22 protein-coding genes are annotated in these 21228 nt (G+C 70.2%); 8 read left to right on the top strand and 14 right to left on the bottom strand.

Annotated elements, in window-relative coordinates; genetic code table 11:
• The first annotated feature begins 8 nt into the window (after positions 1–8).
• On the top strand, positions 9–896 hold the full coding sequence (locus ACGFNN_RS15790) for a hypothetical protein (RefSeq protein WP_393556165.1): 888 nt from the start codon (positions 9–11) through the stop codon (positions 894–896).
• Positions 897–1018: 122 nt separating this feature from the next.
• Positions 1019–1231, top strand: coding sequence for a hypothetical protein (locus tag ACGFNN_RS15785; RefSeq protein WP_393556164.1), 213 nt, complete (start codon positions 1019–1021; stop codon positions 1229–1231).
• A gap of 131 nt (positions 1232–1362) precedes the next feature.
• Here ACGFNN_RS15785 and ACGFNN_RS15780 read toward each other — a convergent pair whose 3' ends face one another.
• Complete coding sequence (locus tag ACGFNN_RS15780; RefSeq protein ID WP_393556162.1) at positions 1363–1731, bottom strand: metal-sensitive transcriptional regulator; 369 nt, start codon at positions 1729–1731, stop codon at positions 1363–1365.
• Between the two features lie 220 nt (positions 1732–1951).
• Between ACGFNN_RS15780 and ACGFNN_RS15775 the strand changes: the two genes are divergently transcribed.
• Positions 1952–2572 (top strand): DUF47 family protein, encoded by a 621-nt coding sequence (locus ACGFNN_RS15775; protein WP_362547840.1) that lies wholly within the window; start codon positions 1952–1954, stop codon positions 2570–2572.
• A gap of 5 nt (positions 2573–2577) precedes the next feature.
• Complete coding sequence (locus ACGFNN_RS15770) at positions 2578–3576, top strand: anion permease (protein WP_393556160.1); 999 nt, start codon at positions 2578–2580, stop codon at positions 3574–3576.
• A 111-nt stretch (positions 3577–3687) separates the two neighbouring features.
• Here ACGFNN_RS15770 and pstB read toward each other — a convergent pair whose 3' ends face one another.
• The 12 genes from pstB to ACGFNN_RS15710 all read right to left on the bottom strand — a co-directional run bounded on the left by pstB (position 3688) and on the right by ACGFNN_RS15710 (position 16532).
• Complete coding sequence (gene pstB, locus ACGFNN_RS15765; RefSeq protein ID WP_393556158.1) at positions 3688–4464, bottom strand: phosphate ABC transporter ATP-binding protein PstB; 777 nt, start codon at positions 4462–4464, stop codon at positions 3688–3690.
• Between the two features lie 27 nt (positions 4465–4491).
• Positions 4492–5580 carry a phosphate ABC transporter permease PstA gene (gene pstA, locus ACGFNN_RS15760; RefSeq protein WP_393556156.1) on the bottom strand — a complete coding sequence of 363 codons (1089 nt, stop codon included), beginning with the start codon at positions 5578–5580 and terminating at the stop codon, positions 4492–4494.
• Positions 5577–6569, bottom strand: coding sequence for a phosphate ABC transporter permease subunit PstC (gene pstC, locus ACGFNN_RS15755; RefSeq protein ID WP_393556154.1), 993 nt, complete (start codon positions 6567–6569; stop codon positions 5577–5579). Before pstC ends, pstA begins: the two co-directional genes overlap by 4 nt.
• Positions 6570–6743: 174 nt before the next feature.
• Complete coding sequence (gene pstS, locus ACGFNN_RS15750; protein WP_393556152.1) at positions 6744–7880, bottom strand: phosphate ABC transporter substrate-binding protein PstS; 1137 nt, start codon at positions 7878–7880, stop codon at positions 6744–6746.
• Positions 7881–8268: 388 nt separating this feature from the next.
• On the bottom strand, positions 8269–8685 hold the full coding sequence (locus ACGFNN_RS15745; protein ID WP_393556150.1) for an NUDIX hydrolase: 417 nt from the start codon (positions 8683–8685) through the stop codon (positions 8269–8271).
• Positions 8682–9668 (bottom strand): CHAD domain-containing protein, encoded by a 987-nt coding sequence (locus ACGFNN_RS15740; protein WP_393556148.1) that lies wholly within the window; start codon positions 9666–9668, stop codon positions 8682–8684. The genes ACGFNN_RS15745 and ACGFNN_RS15740 overlap by 4 nt, the downstream gene beginning before the upstream one ends.
• On the bottom strand, positions 9655–11901 hold the full coding sequence (locus ACGFNN_RS15735) for an RNA degradosome polyphosphate kinase (protein ID WP_393556147.1): 2247 nt from the start codon (positions 11899–11901) through the stop codon (positions 9655–9657). Before ACGFNN_RS15735 ends, ACGFNN_RS15740 begins: the two co-directional genes overlap by 14 nt.
• A gap of 282 nt (positions 11902–12183) precedes the next feature.
• The gene (locus ACGFNN_RS15730; RefSeq protein WP_393556145.1) at positions 12184–13182 is read right to left on the bottom strand and encodes a hypothetical protein; all 999 of its coding nucleotides are present in this window, start codon (positions 13180–13182) and stop codon (positions 12184–12186) included.
• Complete coding sequence (locus tag ACGFNN_RS15725) at positions 13179–14075, bottom strand: ABC transporter ATP-binding protein (protein ID WP_393556144.1); 897 nt, start codon at positions 14073–14075, stop codon at positions 13179–13181. The genes ACGFNN_RS15730 and ACGFNN_RS15725 overlap by 4 nt, the downstream gene beginning before the upstream one ends.
• Positions 14072–14482 (bottom strand): GntR family transcriptional regulator, encoded by a 411-nt coding sequence (locus ACGFNN_RS15720; protein WP_393556142.1) that lies wholly within the window; start codon positions 14480–14482, stop codon positions 14072–14074. The genes ACGFNN_RS15725 and ACGFNN_RS15720 overlap by 4 nt, the downstream gene beginning before the upstream one ends.
• 95 nt (positions 14483–14577) lie before the next feature.
• Positions 14578–15501, bottom strand: coding sequence for a mycothiol synthase (gene mshD / locus ACGFNN_RS15715; protein ID WP_393556140.1), 924 nt, complete (start codon positions 15499–15501; stop codon positions 14578–14580).
• Positions 15502–15785: 284 nt separating this feature from the next.
• On the bottom strand, positions 15786–16532 hold the full coding sequence (locus ACGFNN_RS15710) for a hypothetical protein (RefSeq protein WP_393556138.1): 747 nt from the start codon (positions 16530–16532) through the stop codon (positions 15786–15788).
• 347 nt (positions 16533–16879) lie between these two features.
• On the opposite strand from ACGFNN_RS15710, the gene ACGFNN_RS15705 reads away from it, so the two are divergent.
• Positions 16880–18697: a bifunctional metallophosphatase/5'-nucleotidase gene (locus ACGFNN_RS15705; protein WP_393556136.1), complete on the top strand. Its 1818-nt coding sequence runs from the start codon at positions 16880–16882 to the stop codon at positions 18695–18697.
• Between the two features lie 248 nt (positions 18698–18945).
• Here ACGFNN_RS15705 and ACGFNN_RS15700 read toward each other — a convergent pair whose 3' ends face one another.
• Positions 18946–19527: a CGNR zinc finger domain-containing protein gene (locus ACGFNN_RS15700; protein WP_393556135.1), complete on the bottom strand. Its 582-nt coding sequence runs from the start codon at positions 19525–19527 to the stop codon at positions 18946–18948.
• A gap of 87 nt (positions 19528–19614) precedes the next feature.
• Here ACGFNN_RS15700 and ACGFNN_RS15695 point away from each other — a divergent pair, with 87 nt between their 5' ends.
• Genes ACGFNN_RS15695 through ACGFNN_RS15685 form a run of 3 tightly spaced genes read left to right on the top strand, consistent with a single transcriptional unit; the run spans position 19615 to position 21197 of the window.
• Positions 19615–20091: a carboxymuconolactone decarboxylase family protein gene (locus ACGFNN_RS15695; protein ID WP_393556133.1), complete on the top strand. Its 477-nt coding sequence runs from the start codon at positions 19615–19617 to the stop codon at positions 20089–20091.
• Positions 20088–20999, top strand: coding sequence for a phosphotriesterase (locus tag ACGFNN_RS15690; RefSeq protein ID WP_393556131.1), 912 nt, complete (start codon positions 20088–20090; stop codon positions 20997–20999). Before ACGFNN_RS15695 ends, ACGFNN_RS15690 begins: the two co-directional genes overlap by 4 nt.
• Before the next feature lie 9 nt (positions 21000–21008).
• The gene (locus tag ACGFNN_RS15685; RefSeq protein WP_393556259.1) at positions 21009–21197 is read left to right on the top strand and encodes a DUF397 domain-containing protein; all 189 of its coding nucleotides are present in this window, start codon (positions 21009–21011) and stop codon (positions 21195–21197) included.
• Positions 21198–21228 lie beyond the last annotated feature (31 nt).

Raw genomic sequence — 21228 nt, 5'->3', positions numbered from 1 at the left:
GGCAGGCGATGGTGGTGCGGCAGCAGAGGTGCGGAGGCGGGGCACTGGCTGTGTGCGCCCTGGCCGTCGCCGGAGCGATGACGGTGGGCAGCGGGTGCTCCGCCGGGGACGTCGAGGGCGGTGACGCGGCGGGTGAGCGCGCCCTGACCGTGGGAGCCGAGGTCGGCACGCCGGCGGCGGTGGTCGGCCGGGCGGCCGAGGCGCTGGTGGACGCGGGGAGCGCGGAAGCCCGTACGTCCATGGAGACGGCGGCCGGTGGGACGCGGGTGACGATCAGAGGGCAGGGGGAGTACGACTTCCGCAAGCAGCTCGGCCGGATCAGGGTCGTCCTGCCGAAGGACCCCGCCGGTGCGCAGGAGCACCGTCCGATCACCGAGCTGCTGGCGCCCGGGGCGGTGTACATGATGAACCGGGGGGCCGGGGTGCCCGACGGCAAGTGGGTGCGGATCGACACGACCGCCCTCGAGGACGGCAATCTGGTGACCGGCGGCGTGACGGACCCCATGGCCGCCGCGGAGCTGCTCCGGGGTGCGCGCGACGTGATGTACGTCGGGCGCACCGAGCTGGCCGGGGTGAAGGTGCGCCACTACCGGGGGACGGCTGATCTGGGTCGGGCCGCGCAGGGCGCCTCGCCGTCCTCGCGTGGAGCGCTGGCCGCCGCGGCGAAAGGGTTCAGCAAGGACACGGTGCCCTTCGACGCCTTCCTCGACGACGAGGGGTTGCTGCGGAAGGTGCGCCACCGCTTCACCTTCGCGACTGAAGGGCCGGGGGTGACGGTGATCTCGACGATGCTGCTCTACGGCTTCGGGACGCCGGTGTCCGTGAAGCTGCCGTCCGAGACTGACATCTACACCGGGAGGGTTCAGCAGGGCCCGACCGGCTCGGAATCGCCGTAGGGAGGGGGCCGAAATGGTCCGTCCGTGCCATGCGCGGTGGGTATCGCGCTCCCTACGCTAGGAGAAGTCCCGCAGGGAGTCGGTGTGCCAGGACTCGGCGACATCAGAGAGAGGCGACGCAGGTGGTGACGGTCAGCTCTCCGAACGCTCAGGACTGTGTGGCCCTCGCCGAGATCGAACTGTGCGCTGATCTCATGATCGCGGCGGCGGACGCACTGGAGGACCGGCTCAGCCCGGACCGGATCGACGAGGTGCTGAACGTCAGGGCCGGCGGCGGGGCGGACTCCGCCGAGCCGGCGCCCACGATCCCCCGTCAGGCACGTCAACGGCAATGACCCCTCCCCGTCGGGAACGGCGATGACCTTTACCCTCCCGTCGGGAGGGGCGATGACCGTTCCCCGGCCGGGTACGGCATGACCTTTCCCACTGCCGGGAGCGTCGCCCCGGCCCGTCCGCTCCTTCGCTATCAGGTGCGCAGGAGGCGGGCGATGGCCTTGGTGGCCTCCTCGACCTTGGCGTCGATCTCCTCGCCGCCCTTGAGGGCCGCGTCCGCGACGCAGTGGCGCAGATGCTCCTCGAGCAGCTGGAGCGCGAAGGACTGCAGGGCCTTGGTGGAGGCCGAGACCTGGGTGAGTATGTCGATGCAGTAGACGTCCTCGTCGACCATCCGCTGCAGGCCCCGGATCTGGCCCTCGATGCGGCGCAGACGCTTGAGGTGCTCGGCCTTCTGGTGGTGGTAGCCGTGGATACCCCGGTCATGGTCCGTGACGACGGGTTCCGTAGCGGTGACGACGGGTTCCGTGCCGGCTGAGTCAGCGGCCTCGGTGGTGGTCATGGGGTCCTCCGTTGTCCTCGTGGCCTGCGGCTTGCGTGCCATTCCATGCGGTCTGCATACCCCTGCCGGGTATATGGTAACGAATCCTGCTGAAACGTGACCGGGGGGCCGTGCCGTTCAGCGTGTTCGATGCGCGACACTGAAGAACGCCGGTTAGCCGTGGCCGGATGATGCGCCTAGCATCAGCCTGACCGAATCCAAAGCACCCCGAGGACCCCACGTGCGCTTTCGTCTGACCCCCAGGGAGACGAGCTTCTACGACATGTTCTCCGCTTCCGCGGACAACATCGTCACGGGCTCGAAGCTCCTGATGGAACTGCTCGGGGCGGATTCTGCCTCCCGGGCCGAGATCGCGGAGCGTATGCGGGCAGCGGAGCACGCTGGGGACGACGCGACCCACGCGATCTTCCACCAGCTGAACTCCTCCTTCATCACGCCGTTCGACCGCGAGGACATCTACAACCTCGCGTCGTCGCTCGACGACATCATGGACTTCATGGAGGAGGCCGTCGACCTGGTCGTGCTGTACCAGATCGAGGAGCTCCCGAAGGGTGTGGAGCAGCAGATCGAGGTCCTGGCCAGGGCGGCGGAGCTGACCGCCGAGGCCATGCCGAGCCTGCGCACCATGGACAACCTCACGGAGTACTGGATCGAGGTCAACCGTCTGGAGAACCAGGCCGACCAGATCCACCGCAAGCTGCTGGCGCACCTCTTCAACGGCAAGTACGACGCCATGGACGTGCTGAAGCTGAAGCAGATCGTGGACGTACTGGAGGAGGCGGCCGACGCGTTCGAGCACGTCGCCAACACCGTGGAGACCATCGCGGTCAAGGAGTCCTGAACCTCGTGGACACCTTTGCTCTGATCGTGACCATCGGTGTCGCGCTCGGTTTCACGTATACGAACGGTTTCCACGACTCGGCGAACGCCATCGCGACCTCGGTCTCCACGCGGGCGCTGACCCCGCGGGCGGCTCTGGCGATGGCCGCGGTGATGAACCTCGCGGGCGCGTTCCTGGGCCAGGGGGTCGCCAAGACCGTCAGTGAGGGCCTGATCGCCACGCCCGAGGGCCAGAAGGGGATGGGGATCCTCTTCGCGGCGCTGGTCGGCGCGATCATCTGGAACCTGATCACCTGGTACTACGGTCTGCCGTCGTCCTCCTCGCACGCGCTGTTCGGCGGGATGGTCGGTGCGGCGCTGGCCGGCGGGACGATGGTGCACTGGGACGGGGTGGTCGAGAAGATCGTCATCCCGATGTTCCTGTCCCCGGTCATCGGCCTGGTCTTCGGCTACCTGGTCATGGTCGCGATCATGTGGATATTCAGGAAGGCCAACCCGCACAAGGCCAAGCGCGGTTTCCGTATCGCGCAGACGGTCTCGGCGGCGGGTATGGCCCTGGGCCACGGTCTGCAGGACGCCCAGAAGACGATGGGCATCGTGGTGATGGCGCTGGTCATCGCCGATGTCGAGGGTCCGAACGACGAGATCCCGGTGTGGGTGAAGATCGCCTGTGCGGCGATGCTCTCCCTCGGTACGTACGCGGGTGGCTGGCGCATCATGCGCACGCTCGGCCGCAAGATCATCGAGCTGGACCCGCCGCAGGGGTTCGCGGCGGAGACCACCGGCGCGTCGATCATGTTCGGCTCGGCGTTCCTCTTCCACGCACCGATCTCCACGACTCATGTCATCACCTCGGCGATCATGGGCGTCGGTGCGACGAAGCGGGTCAACGCGGTCCGCTGGGGCGTGGCCAAGAACATCATCCTGGGATGGTTCATCACGATGCCGGCTGCCGCGCTGGTGGCCGCGCTCAGCTACGGGATCGTCGTCCTGCTTTTCGGCTGACGCCGTTCCGCCTTTCGCAACGGGCCCGCCCCCGCTCTCCCTGAGGAGAACGGGGGCGGGCCCTTCGCCTTGCGGTGGCACCGCCATGCAGCACCGCAAGGCCGTATGTGGCTATCCGAAGCGGCCGGAGATGTAGTCCTCGGTGGCCTGCACGGACGGGTTGGAGAAGATCCGCTCGGTGTCGTCTATCTCGATGAGCTTGCCGGGCTTGCCGACCGCCGCGAGGTTGAAGAAGGCCGTGCGGTCGGAGACGCGCGCCGCCTGCTGCATGTTGTGCGTCACGATGACGATCGTGAAGCGCTCCTTGAGCTCGCCGATCAGGTCCTCGATGGCGAGGGTCGAGATCGGGTCGAGCGCGGAGCACGGCTCGTCCATCAGGAGCACCTGAGGCTCCACCGCGATGGCGCGGGCGATGCACAGGCGCTGCTGCTGGCCGCCGGAGAGCCCGGAGCCCGGCTTGTTGAGGCGGTCCTTGACCTCGTTCCAGAGGTTGGCGCCCTTGAGGGACTTCTCGACGATGTCGTTCAGCTGGCTCTTGCGGTACGAGCCGTTGAGCCGGAGGCCGGCCGCGACGTTGTCGAAGATCGACATGGTCGGGAAGGGGTTCGGGCGCTGGAAGACCATGCCGATCGTGCGGCGCACGGCGACCGGGTCGACGTTCGAACCGTAGAGGTTCTCGTCGTCCAGCAGCACCTTGCCCTCGACGCGGCCGCCGGGGGTGACCTCGTGCATGCGGTTCAGGGTGCGCAGGAAGGTGGACTTGCCACAGCCGGACGGGCCGATGAAGGCGGTCACGGAGCGGGGTTCGACGGTCATCGAGATGTCCTCGATGGCCTTGTGGGAGCCGTAGTAGGCGGTGAGGCCGCCGACGTCGATGCGCTTGGCCATGTGGAATCAACTGCTTTCTGCGTGGCCTCAGCGGCCGGACTTCGGGGCCTTCCAGCGGGCGATGCCGCGGGCCACCAGATTGAGGATCATGACGAAGGCGATCAGGACCAGTGCGGCCGCCCAGGCGCGGTCGTAGGACGCGGCCTCGCCGATCTTGTACTGCTCGTAGATGTAGAACGGCAGCGACGACTGGGCGCCTTCGAAGGGGTTGGTGTTGATCAGCTGGCTTCCGAAGACCAGCAGGATGATCGGTGCCGTCTCACCCGCGATACGGGCCACGGCCAGCATGACGCCGGTGGTGATGCCGCCGATCGCGGTGGGCAGGACCACCTTCAGGATGGTGCGCCACTTGGGGATGCCGAGGGCGAGTGAGGCCTCGCGGAGCTCGTTGGGGACGAGCTTGAGCATCTCCTCGGTGGAGCGGACCACGACGGGGATCATCAGGATCGTCAGGGCCAGGGCGCCCATCAGGCCCGAGGGCTCGATGCTGCCGATCAGCATGATCGACAGGATGAAGAGGCCGGCCACGATGGACGGGATGCCGGTCATCACGTCGACGAAGAAGGTGACGGCCTTGGCGAGCGCGCCCTTGCCGTACTCGACGAGGTAGACCGCGGTCAGCAGTCCGAGCGGGGCGGAGATCACCGTGGCGATCCCGACCTGCTCCAGGGTGCCGATCAGCGCGTGGTAGACACCGCCGCTGTCCTCGGAGCCGAGGACCCCGGCCATCGAGTGGGTGAGGAAGTAGCCGTCGAGGCGCTCGGAGCCGCGGACGATCGTCGTCCACAGGAGCGAGGCGAGCGGGACGACGGCCACCAGGAAGCAGACCCAGACGATGCTGGTCGCGAGGCGGTCCTTCGCCTGGCGCTTGTTCTCGACCACGCTCGTCGCGATGTACGAGAGGGTCAGGAAGAGGAGGGCGGAGATCAGGCCCCACTGGACCCGGCTCTGCCAGCCGGCGGCCAGCGAGACGCCGATGCCGAGGGCGATCGAGACGGCTGCGAAGCCGAGCGGCGCCCAGCGGGGCAGGCTGCGGCTGCTGAGGCTTGGGCGGGAAGGGTCGGGCGAGATGCGGGGACGCCCGTCCTGGATGCCGGTGGTGGTCGCGTGGCTCATGCGTTGGCCCCCGAGTACTCCTTGCGGCGGGCGATGATGAGCCGGGCCGCGCCGTTGACCAGCAGGGTGAGGACGAAGAGGACGAGGCCCGAGGCGATCAGGGCGTCACGTCCGAACTCGTCGGCCTCGCCGAACTTGGCCGCGATGTTCTGGGCGAAGGTTCCGCCGCCCGGGTTGAGCACGTGCAGCGAGATGAGGAAGCTCGGCGACAGGACCGTGGCGACGGCCATCGTCTCGCCGAGCGCGCGGCCCAGGCCGAGCATCGAGGCCGAGATGATCCCGGACCGGCCGAAGGGCAGCACCGAGAGGCGGATGACCTCCCAGCGGGTCGCGCCGAGGGCGAGCGCCGCCTCCTCGTTCATCTTCGGGACCTGGAGGAAGACCTCGCGGCTGACGCTGGTCACGATCGGCAGGATCATGATCGCGAGCAGCACTCCGACGGTGAAGAGCGAGCGGGCGACGCCGACCTCGGTCTTCTCGAAGATGTACGTCCAGCCGAAGAACTGGTCCAGCCAGAGGTTCAGGCCCTCCAGGTACGGGACGAGGACCAGGGCGCCCCAGATGCCGTAGACGATGGAGGGCACTGCTGCGAGCAGGTCGATGACGTAGGCGAGGGGCGCGGCCAGCTTGCGCGGCGCGTAGTGCGAGATGAAGAGGGCGATGCCGACGGCGATCGGAACCGCGATGACCATCGCGATGATCGAGCTGACGACCGTGCCGAAGAGCAGGACCGCGATGCCGAAGACCGGCGGGTCACCGGCCGGGTTCCAGTCGAAGGTGGTGAGGAAGTTGCCTTCGTCCTTCGAGATGGCGATCACGGCGCGGTAGCTGAGGAACAAGGCGATCGACGCCATGATCACGAGCAGCAGGATGCCGGAGCCCCGGGAGAGGCCGATGAAGATCTTGTCGCCGGCGCGCCCGGTGGACTTGGGGCGGCCTCGCTTGGCCGGCGGAGCCGGCGGGATGTCGAGCGGTGTCGTGGAAGCCATGGTCTTTCCGGTCTGTGTGGGGGAGCCGTGGGCTCCCCTGGCGGCGGTGCACCGGATGGGGGTCGGGCGGTGGGGCCGGTCCGGAGGGGTGCGCCGGACCGGCCTCCCGTGCGTACGGGGCGTGCGTCGTCGTGACCGGCCGGCTCGCCGGGAGGGACCGGTCACGACGGGGTGTTACGAGAGGCCGGCGACCGTCTCGCGGACCTTGGCGTTGATCGCCTCGGGGATCGGGGCGTAGCCGGCCTCGGTGAGGACCTTCTGGCCGTCCTCGGAGGCCGTGTAGGTCAGGAAGGACTTGACGGTGCCGAGGGTGTCGGCCTTGTTGCCGGTGTCGCAGACGACCTCGTAGGTCACCAGGACGATCGGGTAGGCGCCCTCGGCCTTGGTGGTGTAGTCGAGGTCGAGCGCCAGGTCCTTGCCGGTGCCCTTGACCTTGGCGGCGGCGATGGCCTTGGAGGCGTTCTCCGAGGTGGCCTCGACCGGGGCGGCGCCGCCGGTGTTGATGTCGACGGTGGTGATGTCCTGCGAGGTGGCGTAGGACAACTCGAAGTAACCGATGGCGCCGTCGACGGCCTTCACCTGGGAGGCGACGCCGGAGGAGCCGGACGCGGCCTGGCCACCGGGGGCCGGCCACTTCTTCTCGGCCTCGTACTTCCAGTCGCTCGGGGCGGCGGCGTTCAGGTACTTGCCGAGGTTCTGGGTGGTGCCGGAGTCCTCGGAGCGGTGGAAGGCCTGGATCGCCTTGTCCGGCAGCTTGACGCCGTCGTTGAGCTTGGCGATGGCCGGGTCGTTCCACTTCTTGATCTTCGTGTCGAAGATCTTCGCGAGGGTGGGGGCGTCGAGCGTCAGCTTGTCGACACCCTCCAGGTGGAAGCCGATGGCGATCGGGCCGCCGACCATCGGGAGGTTGATCCCCTGGCCGGTCTTGCAGACCTTCTTCGACTCGGCGACCTCTTCGGGCTTCAGGGCGGAGTCCGAGCCGGCGAAGCCGACGGTGCCCTGGTTGAACGCGACGATGCCCTCACCGGACGAAGAGGAGCTGTAGTTGACCTCCACGCCGGAGCAGGCGGCCATGTAGTTCTTGACCCAGAGGTCCATCGCGTTCTTCTGTGCGCTGGATCCGGAGGCGCGCAGCTGGCCCTCGGCGCCGTCGCACTTGATGTTCGAGGCGGGGGCCGCGGACTTGGAGGAGCCGCCGGTGTCACCGCCGGTGTTGTCGTCCGAACCGCACGCCGTGAGGACCAGGGCGCCGGAGACGGCGAGGGCACCGAGCGCGGTGGCACGAAGCCGGTTCTTGCGCTGAAGCTTCACTTTCGGGGTGTTCCTTCCAGGAGCCGCCGCGGCTGGTGGGGTCGAGGCGGCGTGCGATGGGCGGTGGTGCGGTCGGCGTGTCGCCGTGCACCTCGTAAGCCCGAAATTAGGCAGAACAGGTGAAGCGGCCCACGGAGGAGAGTGAACGGAAGGTGAACCGTGTCGGGCGGGCTGGTTCCGCTGCGCGCGGTGGATCGGCGGTCACGACCAGGTCACGGCCTGGTCACGGCCCGCGGAGGTCCGTACGGCCGGGGCGGACGCCGCCACTCGGGCGGGAGAAGCCGGGCGCCGGCGAATGGCCGGATATCGAGCCTCCGGCCCGGCGACGGGCAGGCCTCCCGCCGGGGCCCGGCCCATACCCGTCACGTCTCGCGCGAACGGCCGGACCTCAGCCCGTGGGCAGGCCCTCGCCGAGGAAGGCGTCCAGCTGTATGCGGTCGCCGGGGCGGGTCAGCCGGGACCGGGCGGTTTCCGGGGCGAGCCAGGCCAGCCGGTCGACCTCGTCGTTGGGTTCGAAGGCGCCTCCGGTGGCCTCCGCCTCCCAGTAGCTGACCTCCTTCGGGTGCCCGTTGGCCAGGTACCGGGCGGTCGGCAGGGCGGTGCCGGGCCGGCAGTGGTGGCCGGTCTCCTCGAGGACCTCGCGCAGCGCGGCCTCGTGGGGTGTCTCGCCGCGCTTGAGCTTGCCCTTGGGGAAGGACCAGTCGTCGTAGCGCGGCCGGTGGACCAGGCAGATCTCGACACCTGCGCCGCTCCGAGCCCTGCGCCACAGCACGCAGCCTGCCGCGCGTACGGGGCCGCCGTTCACGGCGAGATCACCGTCGCGTACGGCCAGCTCTCCCGGAACACGCTCCGCGCCGCTTCCACCTCGTGACGCTGGTCGGCGTGGAGCACGCCGAGGGCGTACGCCGTGGCCGGGGCGATGCGCGGGGTGCGGGCGGCGGCGGAGGCGGCCGCGGCGGCCTCCGCGGCGTCCCGGTGCAGGTCGAGCGCGTGGCCGGGGCCGGACAGTGCGGGGTCCGGGCCGCCCCGCAGCATCTCGTGGGCGTACCGGTGGAGCCGCAGGAGGAGACGGGTCTGGTGCCAGAGGGCGTCGTGGGCCTCGTTGTACGGCTCCACCGCCTCGTCTGGCGGGAGCGCGGAGACCGCGTCCAGCATCCGCTGCTCGGCGAGCTCCGCGGGGGCGCGCAGCACCGATTCCGCGGGGTCGGCGGCGGCCGGCGACAGGGGGACCTCCGAGGCCAGCAGCGCGACCGCGTCGGCGACGGCGTGGAAGCGGGAGGAACCCAGGGCCTGGAGGGCGGCCGAGTGGGCGCGGGTCCTGGCGAGGGTCAGCCGTCTCTCCAGAAGTGCTCCGGCGCGGGCGGCGCCGACGCCGAGGGCGGCGCGCTCCTTGTCGCTCTCGGAGGGGCTGTCCCCCGGGGCGCGGGCCGCCGGGAGGGCGGCCCCGGAGAGCTGGTGCAGTGCCTCCAGCAACCGGGCGAGCCGGGTGGCGTAGGCGTGCTCACGGGCCAGGGTGCCCGAGAGCCAGGCGAGTTCGGTACGGAGCTGGTCGGCCCAGGCCGTCTCCAGCGCGCCGCGGAAGGTGTGCAGGGTGCCGCCGATCCGGCGGGCCGCGTGGCGCAGTGCCCGGGCTGCCTCGTCGGCGCACTGCGTACCGGCGTCCACGGGAGCGCTGTGTTCGCGGTGCAGCCGCAGCCCCCGCAGGAAGGCCGCGGCCTGGTCGCGCAGGTAGGGCGCGAGGACGGCCTCCGCGGAGAGGGTCGTCGTCGGGTGGTCAGGGCGTCGCACGCCGGCGCCTCCGGGCGTCAATGAGCATCTCTTGTACGTGCCTCAGCGGCTGCCCGTCCGCGTCCGTGGAGTGCCGGGTCCAGTTGCCGTCGGGACCCAGGTGCCAGGACGAGGTGGTGTCGGACATGCCGGTTTCCAGGAGCCTGCTGAGGGCGGCGCGATGCGCGGGGTCGGTGACGCGGACCAGTGCTTCGATCCGGCGGTCGAGGTTACGGTGCATCATGTCGGCGCTTCCGAACCACACTTCGGGCTCGCCGCCGTTGCCGAAGGCGAAGACCCGGGAGTGTTCGAGGAAGCGGCCAAGTATGGAGCGGACCCGTACGTTCTCGGAGAGCCCGCTGACGCCGGGGCGGATGGCGCAGATGCCGCGCACCCAGATGTCCACGGGCACACCGGCCTGCCCGGCCCGGTAGCAGGCGTCGATGACCGCTTCGTCGACCATCGAGTTGACCTTGATGCGTACGTAGGCGGGACGCCCGGCGCGCTGGTGGGTGATCTCCTTGTTGATCCGGGCGATCAGCCCGTCCCGCAGGGACTTCGGGGCCACCAGCAGCCTGCGGTAGGTCTCGCGGCGCGAGTAGCCGGAGAGCCGGTTGAAGAGGTCGGAGAGGTCGGCGCCGACCTGCGGGTCCGCGGTGAGCAGTCCGAGGTCCTCGTAGAGCCGTGCCGTCTTGGGGTGGTAGTTGCCGGTGCCGACGTGGGAGTAGCGGCGCAGCGTGTCGCCCTCCTGCCGGACGACGAGCGAGAGCTTGCAGTGCGTCTTGAGGCCGACGAGGCCGTAGACGACGTGGCAGCCGGACTCCTCCAGCTTGCGCGCCCACTTGATGTTGGCCTGCTCGTCGAAGCGTGCCTTGATCTCGACGAGGACGAGGACCTGCTTGCCGGACTCGGCGGCGTCGATCAGGGCGTCCACTATCGGGGAGTCGCCGGAGGTGCGGTACAGCGTCTGCTTGATCGCGAGGACGTCCGGGTCGCCCGCCGCCTGCTCCAGGAAGGCCTGGACGGAGGTGGAGAAGGAGTCGTAGGGGTGGTGGAGCAGGACGTCGCGTTCGCGCAGGGCGGCGAAGATGTCGGGCGCGGAGGCGGACTCGACCTCCGAGAGGTCGCGGTGGGTGCCCGCGACGAACTTCGGGTACTTCAGCTCGGGCCGGTCCAGCGAGGCGATGCCGAAGAGGCCGGTGAGGTCGAGCGGTCCCGGCAGCGGGTAGAGCTCGGTCTCGGAGATCTTCAGCTCGCGGACGAGCAGGTCGAGGACGTACGGGTCGATGGACTCCTCGACCTCCAGGCGGACCGGCGGGCCGAAGCGGCGCCGCATGAGCTCCTTCTCCAGGGCCTGGAGGAGGTTCTCGGCGTCGTCCTCCTCGACCTCCAGGTCCTCGTTCCTGGTGACCCGGAACATGTGGTGGGCGAGGACCTCCATGCCCGGGAAGAGCTCCTCCAGGTGGGCCGCGATGATGTCCTCTATGGGGACGTAGCGCTGCGGGGACGCCTCCAGGAAGCGGGTGAGCAGCGGCGGGACCTTGACCCGTGCGAAGTGCCGGTGGCCGCTGACGGGGTTGCGTACGACGACCGCGAGGTTGAGCGAGAGCCCGGAGATGTACGGGAACGGGTGCGCGGGGTCGACGGCCAGCGGGGTCAGTACGGGGAAGACCCGCTGGCGGAAGAAGGTGAACAGGCGTGCCTGTTCCTTCTCGGTCAGTTCCGGCCAGCGGACGAGCTGGATGCCCTCGTCGGACAGGGCGGGGGCCACGTCCTGCTGGTAGCAGGCGGCGTGGCGGGCCATGAGCTCGCGGGAGCGGGTCCAGATCAGGTCGAGGACCTCGCGCGGCTGGAGGCCGGACGCGGACCGGGTGGCGACACCGGTCGCGATGCGGCGCTTGAGGCCGGCAACCCGGACCATGAAGAACTCGTCCAGGTTCGACGCGAAGATGGCGAGGAAGTTAGCCCGTTCGAGTAGTGGCGTGGTGGGGTCCTCGGCGAGTTCGAGAACGCGTTCGTTGAAGGCGAGCCAGCTGCGTTCCCGGTCGAGGAAGCGGCCCTGCGGCAGCTCGTCGCCGTCCTGCTCGGGTTCGTACGCGTCCGGGTCGTTGTCCAGGTCGGGATCGAGGTCGGCGGCGGTGGACAGGCCGGCGGGCATGGCGCCGGCGACGGCGTGGGGCCGGTGCGCGGCGAGGGAGCCGACCGACGGCTGGGCGGGCTGGACCGGGACCTCGGAGCTGGGCTGCTGGCTCATGGACCTATTCTTCCGCGCGTTCGGCCGGTCAGGCGCGTCGGAGCCGAGAAAGATCGCGGAAGAATCGGGAGTGGTCCCCCGGACGGGGCCGCTCCCGTTGCGCGGGGTGGGCACAGCTGGCTGCATCCCGCGAGGGTCGCAAGGCCGTCTGAATGGCCGGTAACGATGACATGACGTACAGGAAGCGGTGTGACTGCGGTGCGTCCCCGCGGACGTGCTTCGGTCACTCGGCGTGAACCCCCTGCCCGGACTCCCCCCGAAGCCCGGACAGGGGGAGCCGGGTCAGCCGTGGAGACGGCGCAGGACTCGGAAGGCGAGCGCGAGGGCCAGGGCGGCGAGGGCGAGCAGGATGCCGGTCTCGACGAGCTGGAGGGGCCAGAAGTGGGACTGGGGGTGGTAGTCGACGTAGCTGCCGGTGATGCCATGGTCGGTGAGGCACTGTTCCCAGTTTTCGCCCGAGGAGGAGGCGTAGCACGAATCGGGTGGGGTGACCCTCTCGCCGCTGCTGGTGAGGTGGCCGCTCTCCACCCACCAGGCGTTCTCCTCCAAATGTCCCTGTCCGCTCACCGTGGTGCGGGGCCAGAGATAGGGGCGGAGGTAGGCGCCGAAGCCGATGGTCACTGCACCGACGGTGAGCGCGGACACGGACAGGGCGATGAAGGCCCGGCGGATCAGCAGTCCGACGAGCGCTCCCGTGCACACGGCGAACAGGATGTACGCGGGCAGGACGATGCCTGTGACGGGGAAGACGTAGACGTCGAACCACTGCACCGGGTAAGGGCTTGCGGCCTCCCGGGTGCGCGCCCAGTGGAGGAGCGGTGCCAGGACGGCCGAGCCGGCGAGCAGTGCGGCGGTGGGTACGGCGAGCCTGGCGGCGAGCCAGCGGGTGGGTGACACCGACTGGGTCCAGGCCATCCTGAAGGTGCCGCTCTCCAGTTCCCGGGCGATCAGCGGGCCCCCGACGAAGGCGCCGAGAAGCGCGGGCAGGACGGTGAGGCCCAGGGCGACGTACGTGAAGAGGCGGCTGTACAGATTCATGCTGTCCGCGAAGTTGCGGCTCATCTGAATGCAGGCACGCGTCTCGCCTTCGCCGTAGAACTGGCAGCCGGTCGCCTGGAAGACCTCGCTGACGTGGGCCGATCGCATGGCGACGGCGACCACGCCGATCGCCGTGAGGAGGGCGACCCCGGCAGCGATCCAGAAGATCCAGCGGTGCTGGCGCATAAGGACGCGGACCGGGGCGCGCAGCGTGGCGGGGGCGGTGGTGAGGGTCGCGCTCATACGGCGGCCACCTCCTGGGACGCGTGGGCGCTCGCGGTCAGCAGCGGCGGGGCCTCGGGGGAGCGGAGGTGCGCCAGCAGCAGTTCCTCCAGGGACGGCTCGGTGACCTCCCACGCGGCCCCGTCGACGGGACCAGCCGGGCGAACGAGCGCCGTCAGCTGACGCCCCGTCGTACGCGACTCGACCACCGTGTGCGGGGTGAGGTCCCCCTCCCGGCCGGTGAGCAGGGAGTGTGCGGCGACGATGTCGTCGCTCTCACCGCCCAGCCGTATCCGGCCGCCGTCGACGAGGAGGACGTAGTCGCAGGCCCCCTCCAGCTCGGTGAGGATGTGCGAGGACATCACGATGGTGGTCCCGTGCTCGACCGCCTCGGCCATGAGCACCCCCATCAGCTGGTGGCGGGCGAGCGGGTCCAGGTCGGACATCGGCTCGTCCAGCAGCATCAGTTCGGGCCGCTTGCCCAGCGCGAACGCAAGGGCGAGGCGGGTGCGCTGACCGCCGGAGAGGGTCTTGACCCGGGCGTCCTGGGGGAGCGGGGCGGCGACCCGTTCGGCTGCCGCGCGGTCCCAGGTCCCGGGGTTCAGCTCGGCGCCCGCCCACAGGGTGTCGGCCACGGTCAGCTGCGGGTACAGCGGCTTGTCCTGCGCGACGTACGCGATACGGGTACGGGCCTCGGCCGGTGTGCCGCCGAGCACCCGCACCGAGCCCTCGGTGGGGCGGAGGAGGCCCGCCGCCAGCGAGAGCAGGGTGGACTTCCCCGCGCCGTTGGGTCCGACGAGGGCGCAGATCCGCCCCGTGGGCAGGCGGAAGGAGCAGTCGTTCAGCGCGGTCCGTCGCCGCCGCCGTCCATAGGTCAGACCGAGGCCGTTCGCCTCGATCGCGGCACCTGTCATGAGTGCGGTTCCCCCTTGAATGTGCTGTCCAGTACGTCGGTGAAGAGCGCGCTCATGTCGTCCCGGTCCAGTCCGGCGGCGCGTGCCCTGCGGGTCCAGTCGGTCAGCTCGGCGCGCAGGGGCGGATCGGTCGTGGCCGCCACGCTGCCGAGGGTGCGGCGTACGAAGGTGCCGAGGCCCCGGCGGGCCTCTACGAGGCCCTCGCGCTCCAGCTCGCGGTAGGCCTTGAGCACGGTGTTGGGGTTGATCGCCGTGGCCTCGACGACCTCGCGGGCCGTGGGCAGCCGGTCCCCCGGCTCCAGCACACCCAGGCGGAGTGCCTGCTTGGTCTGCTGCACGATCTGGAGGTAGGTGGCGACGCCGCTGCGCCGGTCGATGCGGAACTCGACCGCTGCGGGCTCTGCCATGGGTTCACCACCCTTTCACTAATTGAGTAGTGAAAGGGTGACGTAAGGAAGGGGCGGCGTCAAGTGACGCCGCCCCTGGTCGTGTTGAGGAGTCCTCAGGACTCCGTGCGGTACATCAGGTCCACCTCGTGCGTGGCGAAGCCCATCCGCTCGTACACCGACAGGGCTGCGGGGTTGTCCGCGTCCACGTAGAGCATCGCGGTGGGCAGCCCCAGGGAGGCCAGGTGCCGCAGTCCGATCGCGGTCAGCGCCTTGCCGAGGCCACCGCCCTGGGCGCCGGGCAGTACGCCGACGACGTAGACCTCGCCGAGCTGCTCCTCGGCGTGCACCTTCGTCCAGTGGAACCCGACGATCTCGCCGTCCCGCTCCGCCAGGAAGAAGCCCTTGGGGTCGAACCACGGCTCGGCCTTGCGGTCGTCCAGGTCCCGCTGGGTGAGGGAACCCTGCTCCGGATGGTGCGCGAAGGCGGCGCGGTTGACGGCGAGCCAGGCCTCGTCGTCCTGGCCCGGCACGAAGGTGCGGACGGTGACATCCGGCTGGAGCGCCGGCTCCGGGATGTCCAGGGAGTCCAACGGGCGTTGCAGCTGGCGCAGTTCACGGAAGAGCGAGAGGCCGAGTACCTGCGCCAGGTGACGGGCGGCGGACCTGCCGCCGTGCGCCCAGACCCGCAGCCGCTTGCCCGTGGCGGCGAGGAGGGCGGCGCCGAGGGCGCGGCCGTGGCCCCGGCCCCGGTGCGAGGGCGCCACGACCAGCTCGGCGGCGGGAGCCTCCACGGGGTCGGCGTCCTCCAGCTGTGCGTACCCGGCCAGTTCGCCGTCGACGGTGAGCAGGAAATGCCGCACTCCCTCACGGTGTCCGCCCTTCAGCTGAAGCCGCCCCTGCTCGGAGACGGCCTGCCGCCCGTCGGTCCCGGCCGCCTCCGCGAGGAGGGCGAGTACGGCGCCGGCCTGGTCGTCGGTGAGCGCGTCGAGGGTCTCGATCTCGCGCCCGGGGGAGGGAAGGGGTGCGTCAGTCGTCATGGGTACGAGCGTACGGCTGCGGGGCCGGGCGTTCCCGGGAACGCCCCACCGGGAAGGGCGGCAGCGGCTGTGGGCGACCAGAACCCGCGCCGTGATCGGGCCGCCCGGTACCGAGGTGCGGAGACGACAGCGGGACGGCCGCTCGCGCGTCCGCCCCGCTGTACCCCCGTGTCCGGGCCGGCTCTCCGTCAGGCGGAGACGCAGCCGGCGTCCGGCACTCATCCGGCCCGGCACTCATCCGGCCCGGCACTCACCCGGCCCGGAACGAACCGGACCCGGTCCGCCTAGTCGGCCTCCTCGAAGCCGGGGGCGTTGTAGCCGGCCTTGCCGATGGTGATGTTCACCGTCTTGAAGCCGCCGTCACCGTCTTCGCCGCCGTACTTGCTCCAGAACTGGCACGTGTAACCGCTGTCGGAGTCGAAGTCGAAGGCCTTGGCGGTGGGGATCTCGTCGCAGGACAGCTTGCTCGCGTCGGACCGCCCGGACTCGGCGCCGTAGCTCTCGTTGAACTGGTTGTACGTGGCCTTCGCGACCAGCAGCATCTTCTGGGGCTCGGCGGTGTACGAGGTGATGAAGCTTCCCTCGCGGTACGAGTCGCTGATGGTGACCGTGTAGGGGATCTCAGCGCCCTCGTAGGTGACCGTGCACTTGCTCACGGCGGAGGCCTTCTGGGTCACACCGTCGGGGCAGTTCGCCTCGGTCTTGCCCGGCACCTTGGCGTCGCGGACGACGTCCTCACGCAGCTTGTGCTCTATCTGCTCGGTGAACGGTGCGTCGCGAGCGGGCTCAGGGGTGACCTCCAGCCCCTTGTCCCCGCTCTCCAGGACCTCCTTCTGCGGACCGGTGATCGCGACCGCCAGGTCCTTGCCGGATGCCTGGTCCCCGGACCCGCCGGACTTCCCGGCGGAACTCGACGAACGCTTGCCGGAGCCGGACGACGCCCCCGTGGAGCTGTCCGTGTCGTCCGAGCCGCAGCCGGCGGTGAGGAGCCCGGCGGCGAGCAGGGGGATCAGAAGCTTCGTGTGTCTCATGAGGCGGAGACTAGAGCGTCGTGCCGACATGCCATCTCGATCTTCCTGGCCTCCGTCACGCCCTGATTGGGCGGACATGACGTCATATACGGGGCTGTTCGAGCGGTCCTCGACGGCCGGGTGCTCGCGCACCGCGCGTAGACACGGATCATCCTGTGGCGTTCCTGTGGTGTGAACGTGACAGTGACACGGCGTCAGTTGCCCTGTTGGAGCGGTATGCAGAGTTTGCCGCCTCTGCGTTGGTTCGGACCTGGAAGCAACCAGCTCGTAACCACCGGACCCTGTCGCGCTACGCGCGTTGACCCTAGGCTGCCGCACGCAGGATCCAGACACTCACAAGGGGACCGATGTCAGCGACTCCTCAGAAGAACCGCGCGTCCCGGCGGGTGCTCGCCGCCGCGGCAGGGCTGGCCACCGTGGGCGCGCTCGTCGCCGCCATGCCGGCGGGCGCCCATGACCGGGGGCACGGAAACGGCCACGGGCACGGCCACCCGTCCCGCACCGTAGATGTGCAGCTGCTCTCCTTCAACGACCTCCACGGCAACCTGGAGCCGCCGGCCGGCTCCGCCGGATCGGTCTCCGAGACCCAGCCCGACGGCACGGTGAAGTCCGTCCCGGCCGGAGGAGTCGAGTACCTCGCGACCTCGCTGCGCACCGCGCGCAAGGGGCACCCGTACTCCGTGACCGCGGCCGGCGGTGACATGGTCGGGGCGAGTCCGCTGCTGTCGGGCCTCTTCCACGACGAGCCCACCATCGAGGCGCTCAACGGTCTCGACCTCGACGTCACGGCAGTGGGCAACCACGAGTTCGACGAGGGCGCGGTCGAACTGGCCCGTCTGCAGAACGGCGGCTGCCACCCGGTCGACGGCTGCTACGAGAAGGGCAAGAAGTTCAAGGGGGCGGACTTCCCCTACCTCGCGGCCAACGTGACGAGCGAGAAGACCGGCAAGCCGATCCTCAAGCCGTACACGGTCTGGAAGAAGAACGGCGTCAAGATCGGCTTCATCGGGGTGACCCTGGAGGGCACGCCGAACATCGTCACGGCCAACGGCGTCAAGGGCCTGAAGTTCCACGACGAGATCGAGACGGTCAACAAGTACGCCAAGGAGCTGGACCGCCAGGGCGTCAAGTCCATCGTCGCGCTGATCCACGAGGGCGGTGCCCCGGCCTCCTCCTCGTACAACTACGACTGCGACAGCCCCGGCGCCGGGGACGGCATCTCCGGACCGATCGTGGACATCGCCAAGGGCATCACGCCGAAGGTCGACGCGCTGGTCACCGGCCACACCCACCAGGCGTACGTCTGCACGGTGCCGGACCCGTCCGGCAAGCCCCGCATGGTCACCTCGGCCTCGTCCTTCGGCAAGCTGTACACCGACACGACCCTCACCTACGACCGCCGCACCCAGGACATCGTGCGTACCTCGGTGGAGTCGGCCAACCACATCGTCAGCCGGGACCAGGCCAAGGCCACCGACATGACGGCTCTGATCGCCCGCTGGAACACGCTGGCCGCGCCCATCGCGAACCGGCCGCAGGGCTTCATCTCCGCCGACATCAACGGCCGCGGGTCCACCGCCCCGGAGAAGCCGCTCGGCAACCTGATCGCCGACGCCCAGCTGGAGGGCCTGGCCCCCGCGGACAAGGGCGGCGCGGTCGTCGCGTTCATGAACCCGGGCGGCATCCGCTCCGACCTCGTGTACGCGGCCTCCGGGAGCGAGGGCGACGGGGTGGTGACGTACGGCGAGGCGTTCACCGTGCAGCCGTTCACCAACATGATGACCGTCGTCGACCTGACGGGCGCCCAGCTGGTGACCGCGCTCCAGCAGCAGGTCAGCGGATCGAACGAGGCGTCCCCGAAGATCCTCCAGGTCTCGAAGGGGCTCACCTACACCCTCGACATGACGAAGACCGGCGCCGACCGTGTGGTCACCTCCTCGATCCTGCTGAACGGTGAGGCGATCGACCCGGCGAAGACCTACCGCGTCGCGATGAACGAGTTCCTCTCGGGCGGCGGCGACGGCTTCGCGGCCCTCGGCCAGGGCACGAACAAGCTGGTCGGCGCCTCCGACCTGGACCTGTTCAACGCCTACCTGGCGGCCCACTCCACGGCCGACGCGCCGCTGGCCCCGCCGGCCACGGACCGGATCACGGTCGTGCAGTAGTCAGGACGGGCCGAGCGGGGCACCTCCCCGCTCGGTCACTGCTCGACACCCCCCGACGGCCCGCCACGCGATGTGGCGGGCCGTCGGCGTCTTGGTAGGGCGGTACGTGCGTACCGGCGGGGGTGGGTGCGCGGTCGGCCCAGGGTGCGGGGCCGTTCGTCAAAGTCAAGAAGCACGTCGCCGCCCGCACATCGGCCGCCCGCGCCACGACCGCTTGCGACGCACTGTGCCGCCGGGTGTCCGCGGGGTCAGCCGGTTTCGGCACGCCGGGCGCGCAGAGCGCGGACGCGGCCACGGCTGGCGCACGCGGGCGAGGGGCACCAGCGGCGGCGGCCGACAGGGTCCACGAAGACGCCGCGGCAGTCATCCTCCGGGCAGACCTTGAGGGCGAGGCGGTCGGCGGTGGTGAGCTGTTCCACGGCCTGACGGGCGATGCGGGCCAGTGCCTCGGCGGCGGTGACCGGCGGTTCGCGGTGGAGCCGTGTGCCGGCGGAGAGCCGTGCGGGTGTGTCGTGCTCGGAGAGAAAGGCGGTCAGGTCGGCGGCGGCCCCGGCCGGGGGAGGCTCCTCGTCGACCGAAGCCAGGGCGAGTGCCCGCAGCGTCTCCCGGAGCTCGTGTGCCCGCGGCAGGTCGTCATCGGTGACCGTTCGGGCGGGAGCCAGGTCGACACGGGTGAGCCACTCCGTGAGCCGCTCGGGCGTGGCGATCCGCTCCACCGGCTTCGCGCTGAAGGCGCGCCCCCGGGTGGCCAGGAGGTTGAGCCAGACGGCACCGCAGTCGAAACGGAAGGCCGTCGGGTCCACGGAGGAGGGCGTCCGGGAAGTCGTCACAGAGCAAGCGTAACGGGTGTGGCGTTACGCGTGCTAGCTTCATTCGTAACGGGTCAGTCGTTACGAATCCTTCAGCCGGGAGTTGCCATGTCGATCGAGGAACCACAGAACGAGGCTTCGGCCGACCAGAACTTCCTGGTGACCGGCCCGTCGACGCGAGCCGTTCTCGATCGTGAGGCCGGTTACCGGACCCTCGTCGAGCTGCAGGACGAGACCACACGGGCGGAGCTCTTCTCCTCGTTGGAGGCCGCCGCGCCCGGTTTCGCCGACTGGATCGTGACCGCGCTCTTCGGCGGCACCTACCAGCGCGACGGGCTCTCCCCGCGCGACCGCCAGTTGGTCAACCTCGGCGCCCTGACCGCCCTCGGCGGCGTGGATCCGCAGCTCGCGGGCCACGTCCGGACGGGGCTCCGGGTCGGCATGACCCGGGACGAACTCATCGAGGTCTTCGTCCACCTCGCGCCCTACGTGGGTGTGCCCAAGGCGCTGGCCGGCCTGCGCGTGGCCACCGCCGCCCTGGCCGAGGCCGGAACCGGGACCGGGACCGAGGAGGCCGCCGCATGACGACGGAGGGTCCCACCGTCCGCACCGTTCTCGGCGACATCGCCCCCGGGAGGCTCGGCGCCTGCGACTCCCACGACCATCTCTTCATCCGCTCGCCCACGCTCCCCGGCCAGGAACTGGACGACCCCGAGGCGGCCGCCGTCGAACTGGCGGCGTTCGCAGCGCTCGGCGGCCGCGCCGTCGTGCAGTGGACACCTTGGGGTATGGGGCGTCGGCTCGCCGAACTCCCTGAGCTGTCACGGAAGTCCGGCGTCCACGTCATCGCCGCCACCGGAATGCACCAGGCCAAGCACTACGACCCCACTGTCCTCAAGGGTGCCTACGACGGCCTCGCCCGGCTCTTCATCAGCGAGCTGACCACCGGCCCGGTCCGGGCAGGGATGATCAAGATCGCCGGCGCGTACCACCGGCTCGACCGGCACGCGGAACACGTGCTCGTCGCAGCCGCGGAGGCCCACCACGCCACGGGGGCACCCATCGGCGTCCACCTGGAGGGCGGTTCGGCGGCCGTGGACGTGATGGGCGCCCTGTGCGAGCGCCACGGTGTACCTCCGGGCAGCGTCATCCTGGGCCACCTGCACCGGTTCCCCGACAGCCGTGTCCACCGCCAGGTCGCGGAAGCCGGCGCCTTCGTGGCCTTCGACGGCCCCTCCCGCGCCCACCACGCCACCGACTGGCGGCTCCTGGATGCCATCGCGGCACTCGCCGAGGCCGGGCACGCGGACCGGCTGCTTCTCGGCGGGGACACCGTCACCGCCTCCGCCCGCTCCACGGCCGACGGCCCCGGCATGCCGTTCCTGCTCGACGGCATCCGGCCGCGGATCGAGCGCGAGCTCGGGCCCGACCTCGCCACCGCCGTCTTCGTGGACAATCCGGCCCGCGCCTTCGCCGTCGACTGGCGGTCGTGATGGGGGCCGGTGGCTGCGACCTTCGGCCGTCACGCGTCGGGGGCGACGGTCGCCATCGGTCCCGAACTCTCCGAGTACGACGACGAGGTACTGCTGAGTGGGAGCGACAACCCGGACGTCGTCGTACGCACCACCCGCGCCAAGCTCCGGGCGTTCCTCGGCGGGGCCAAGGAGGGCGAGTTCGACGACCTGGCCTGAGCGGGCGAGGGCGGTTCCCGAGAGCGGTTCC

The sequence above is a fragment of the Streptomyces sp. NPDC048590 genome (genome assembly GCF_043199535.1).
In the GTDB taxonomy this organism is placed as follows: domain Bacteria; phylum Actinomycetota; class Actinomycetes; order Streptomycetales; family Streptomycetaceae; genus Streptomyces.
Note: the sequence above shows the minus strand (reverse complement) of the source record. Positions and strands in the feature narration are given on the sequence as shown.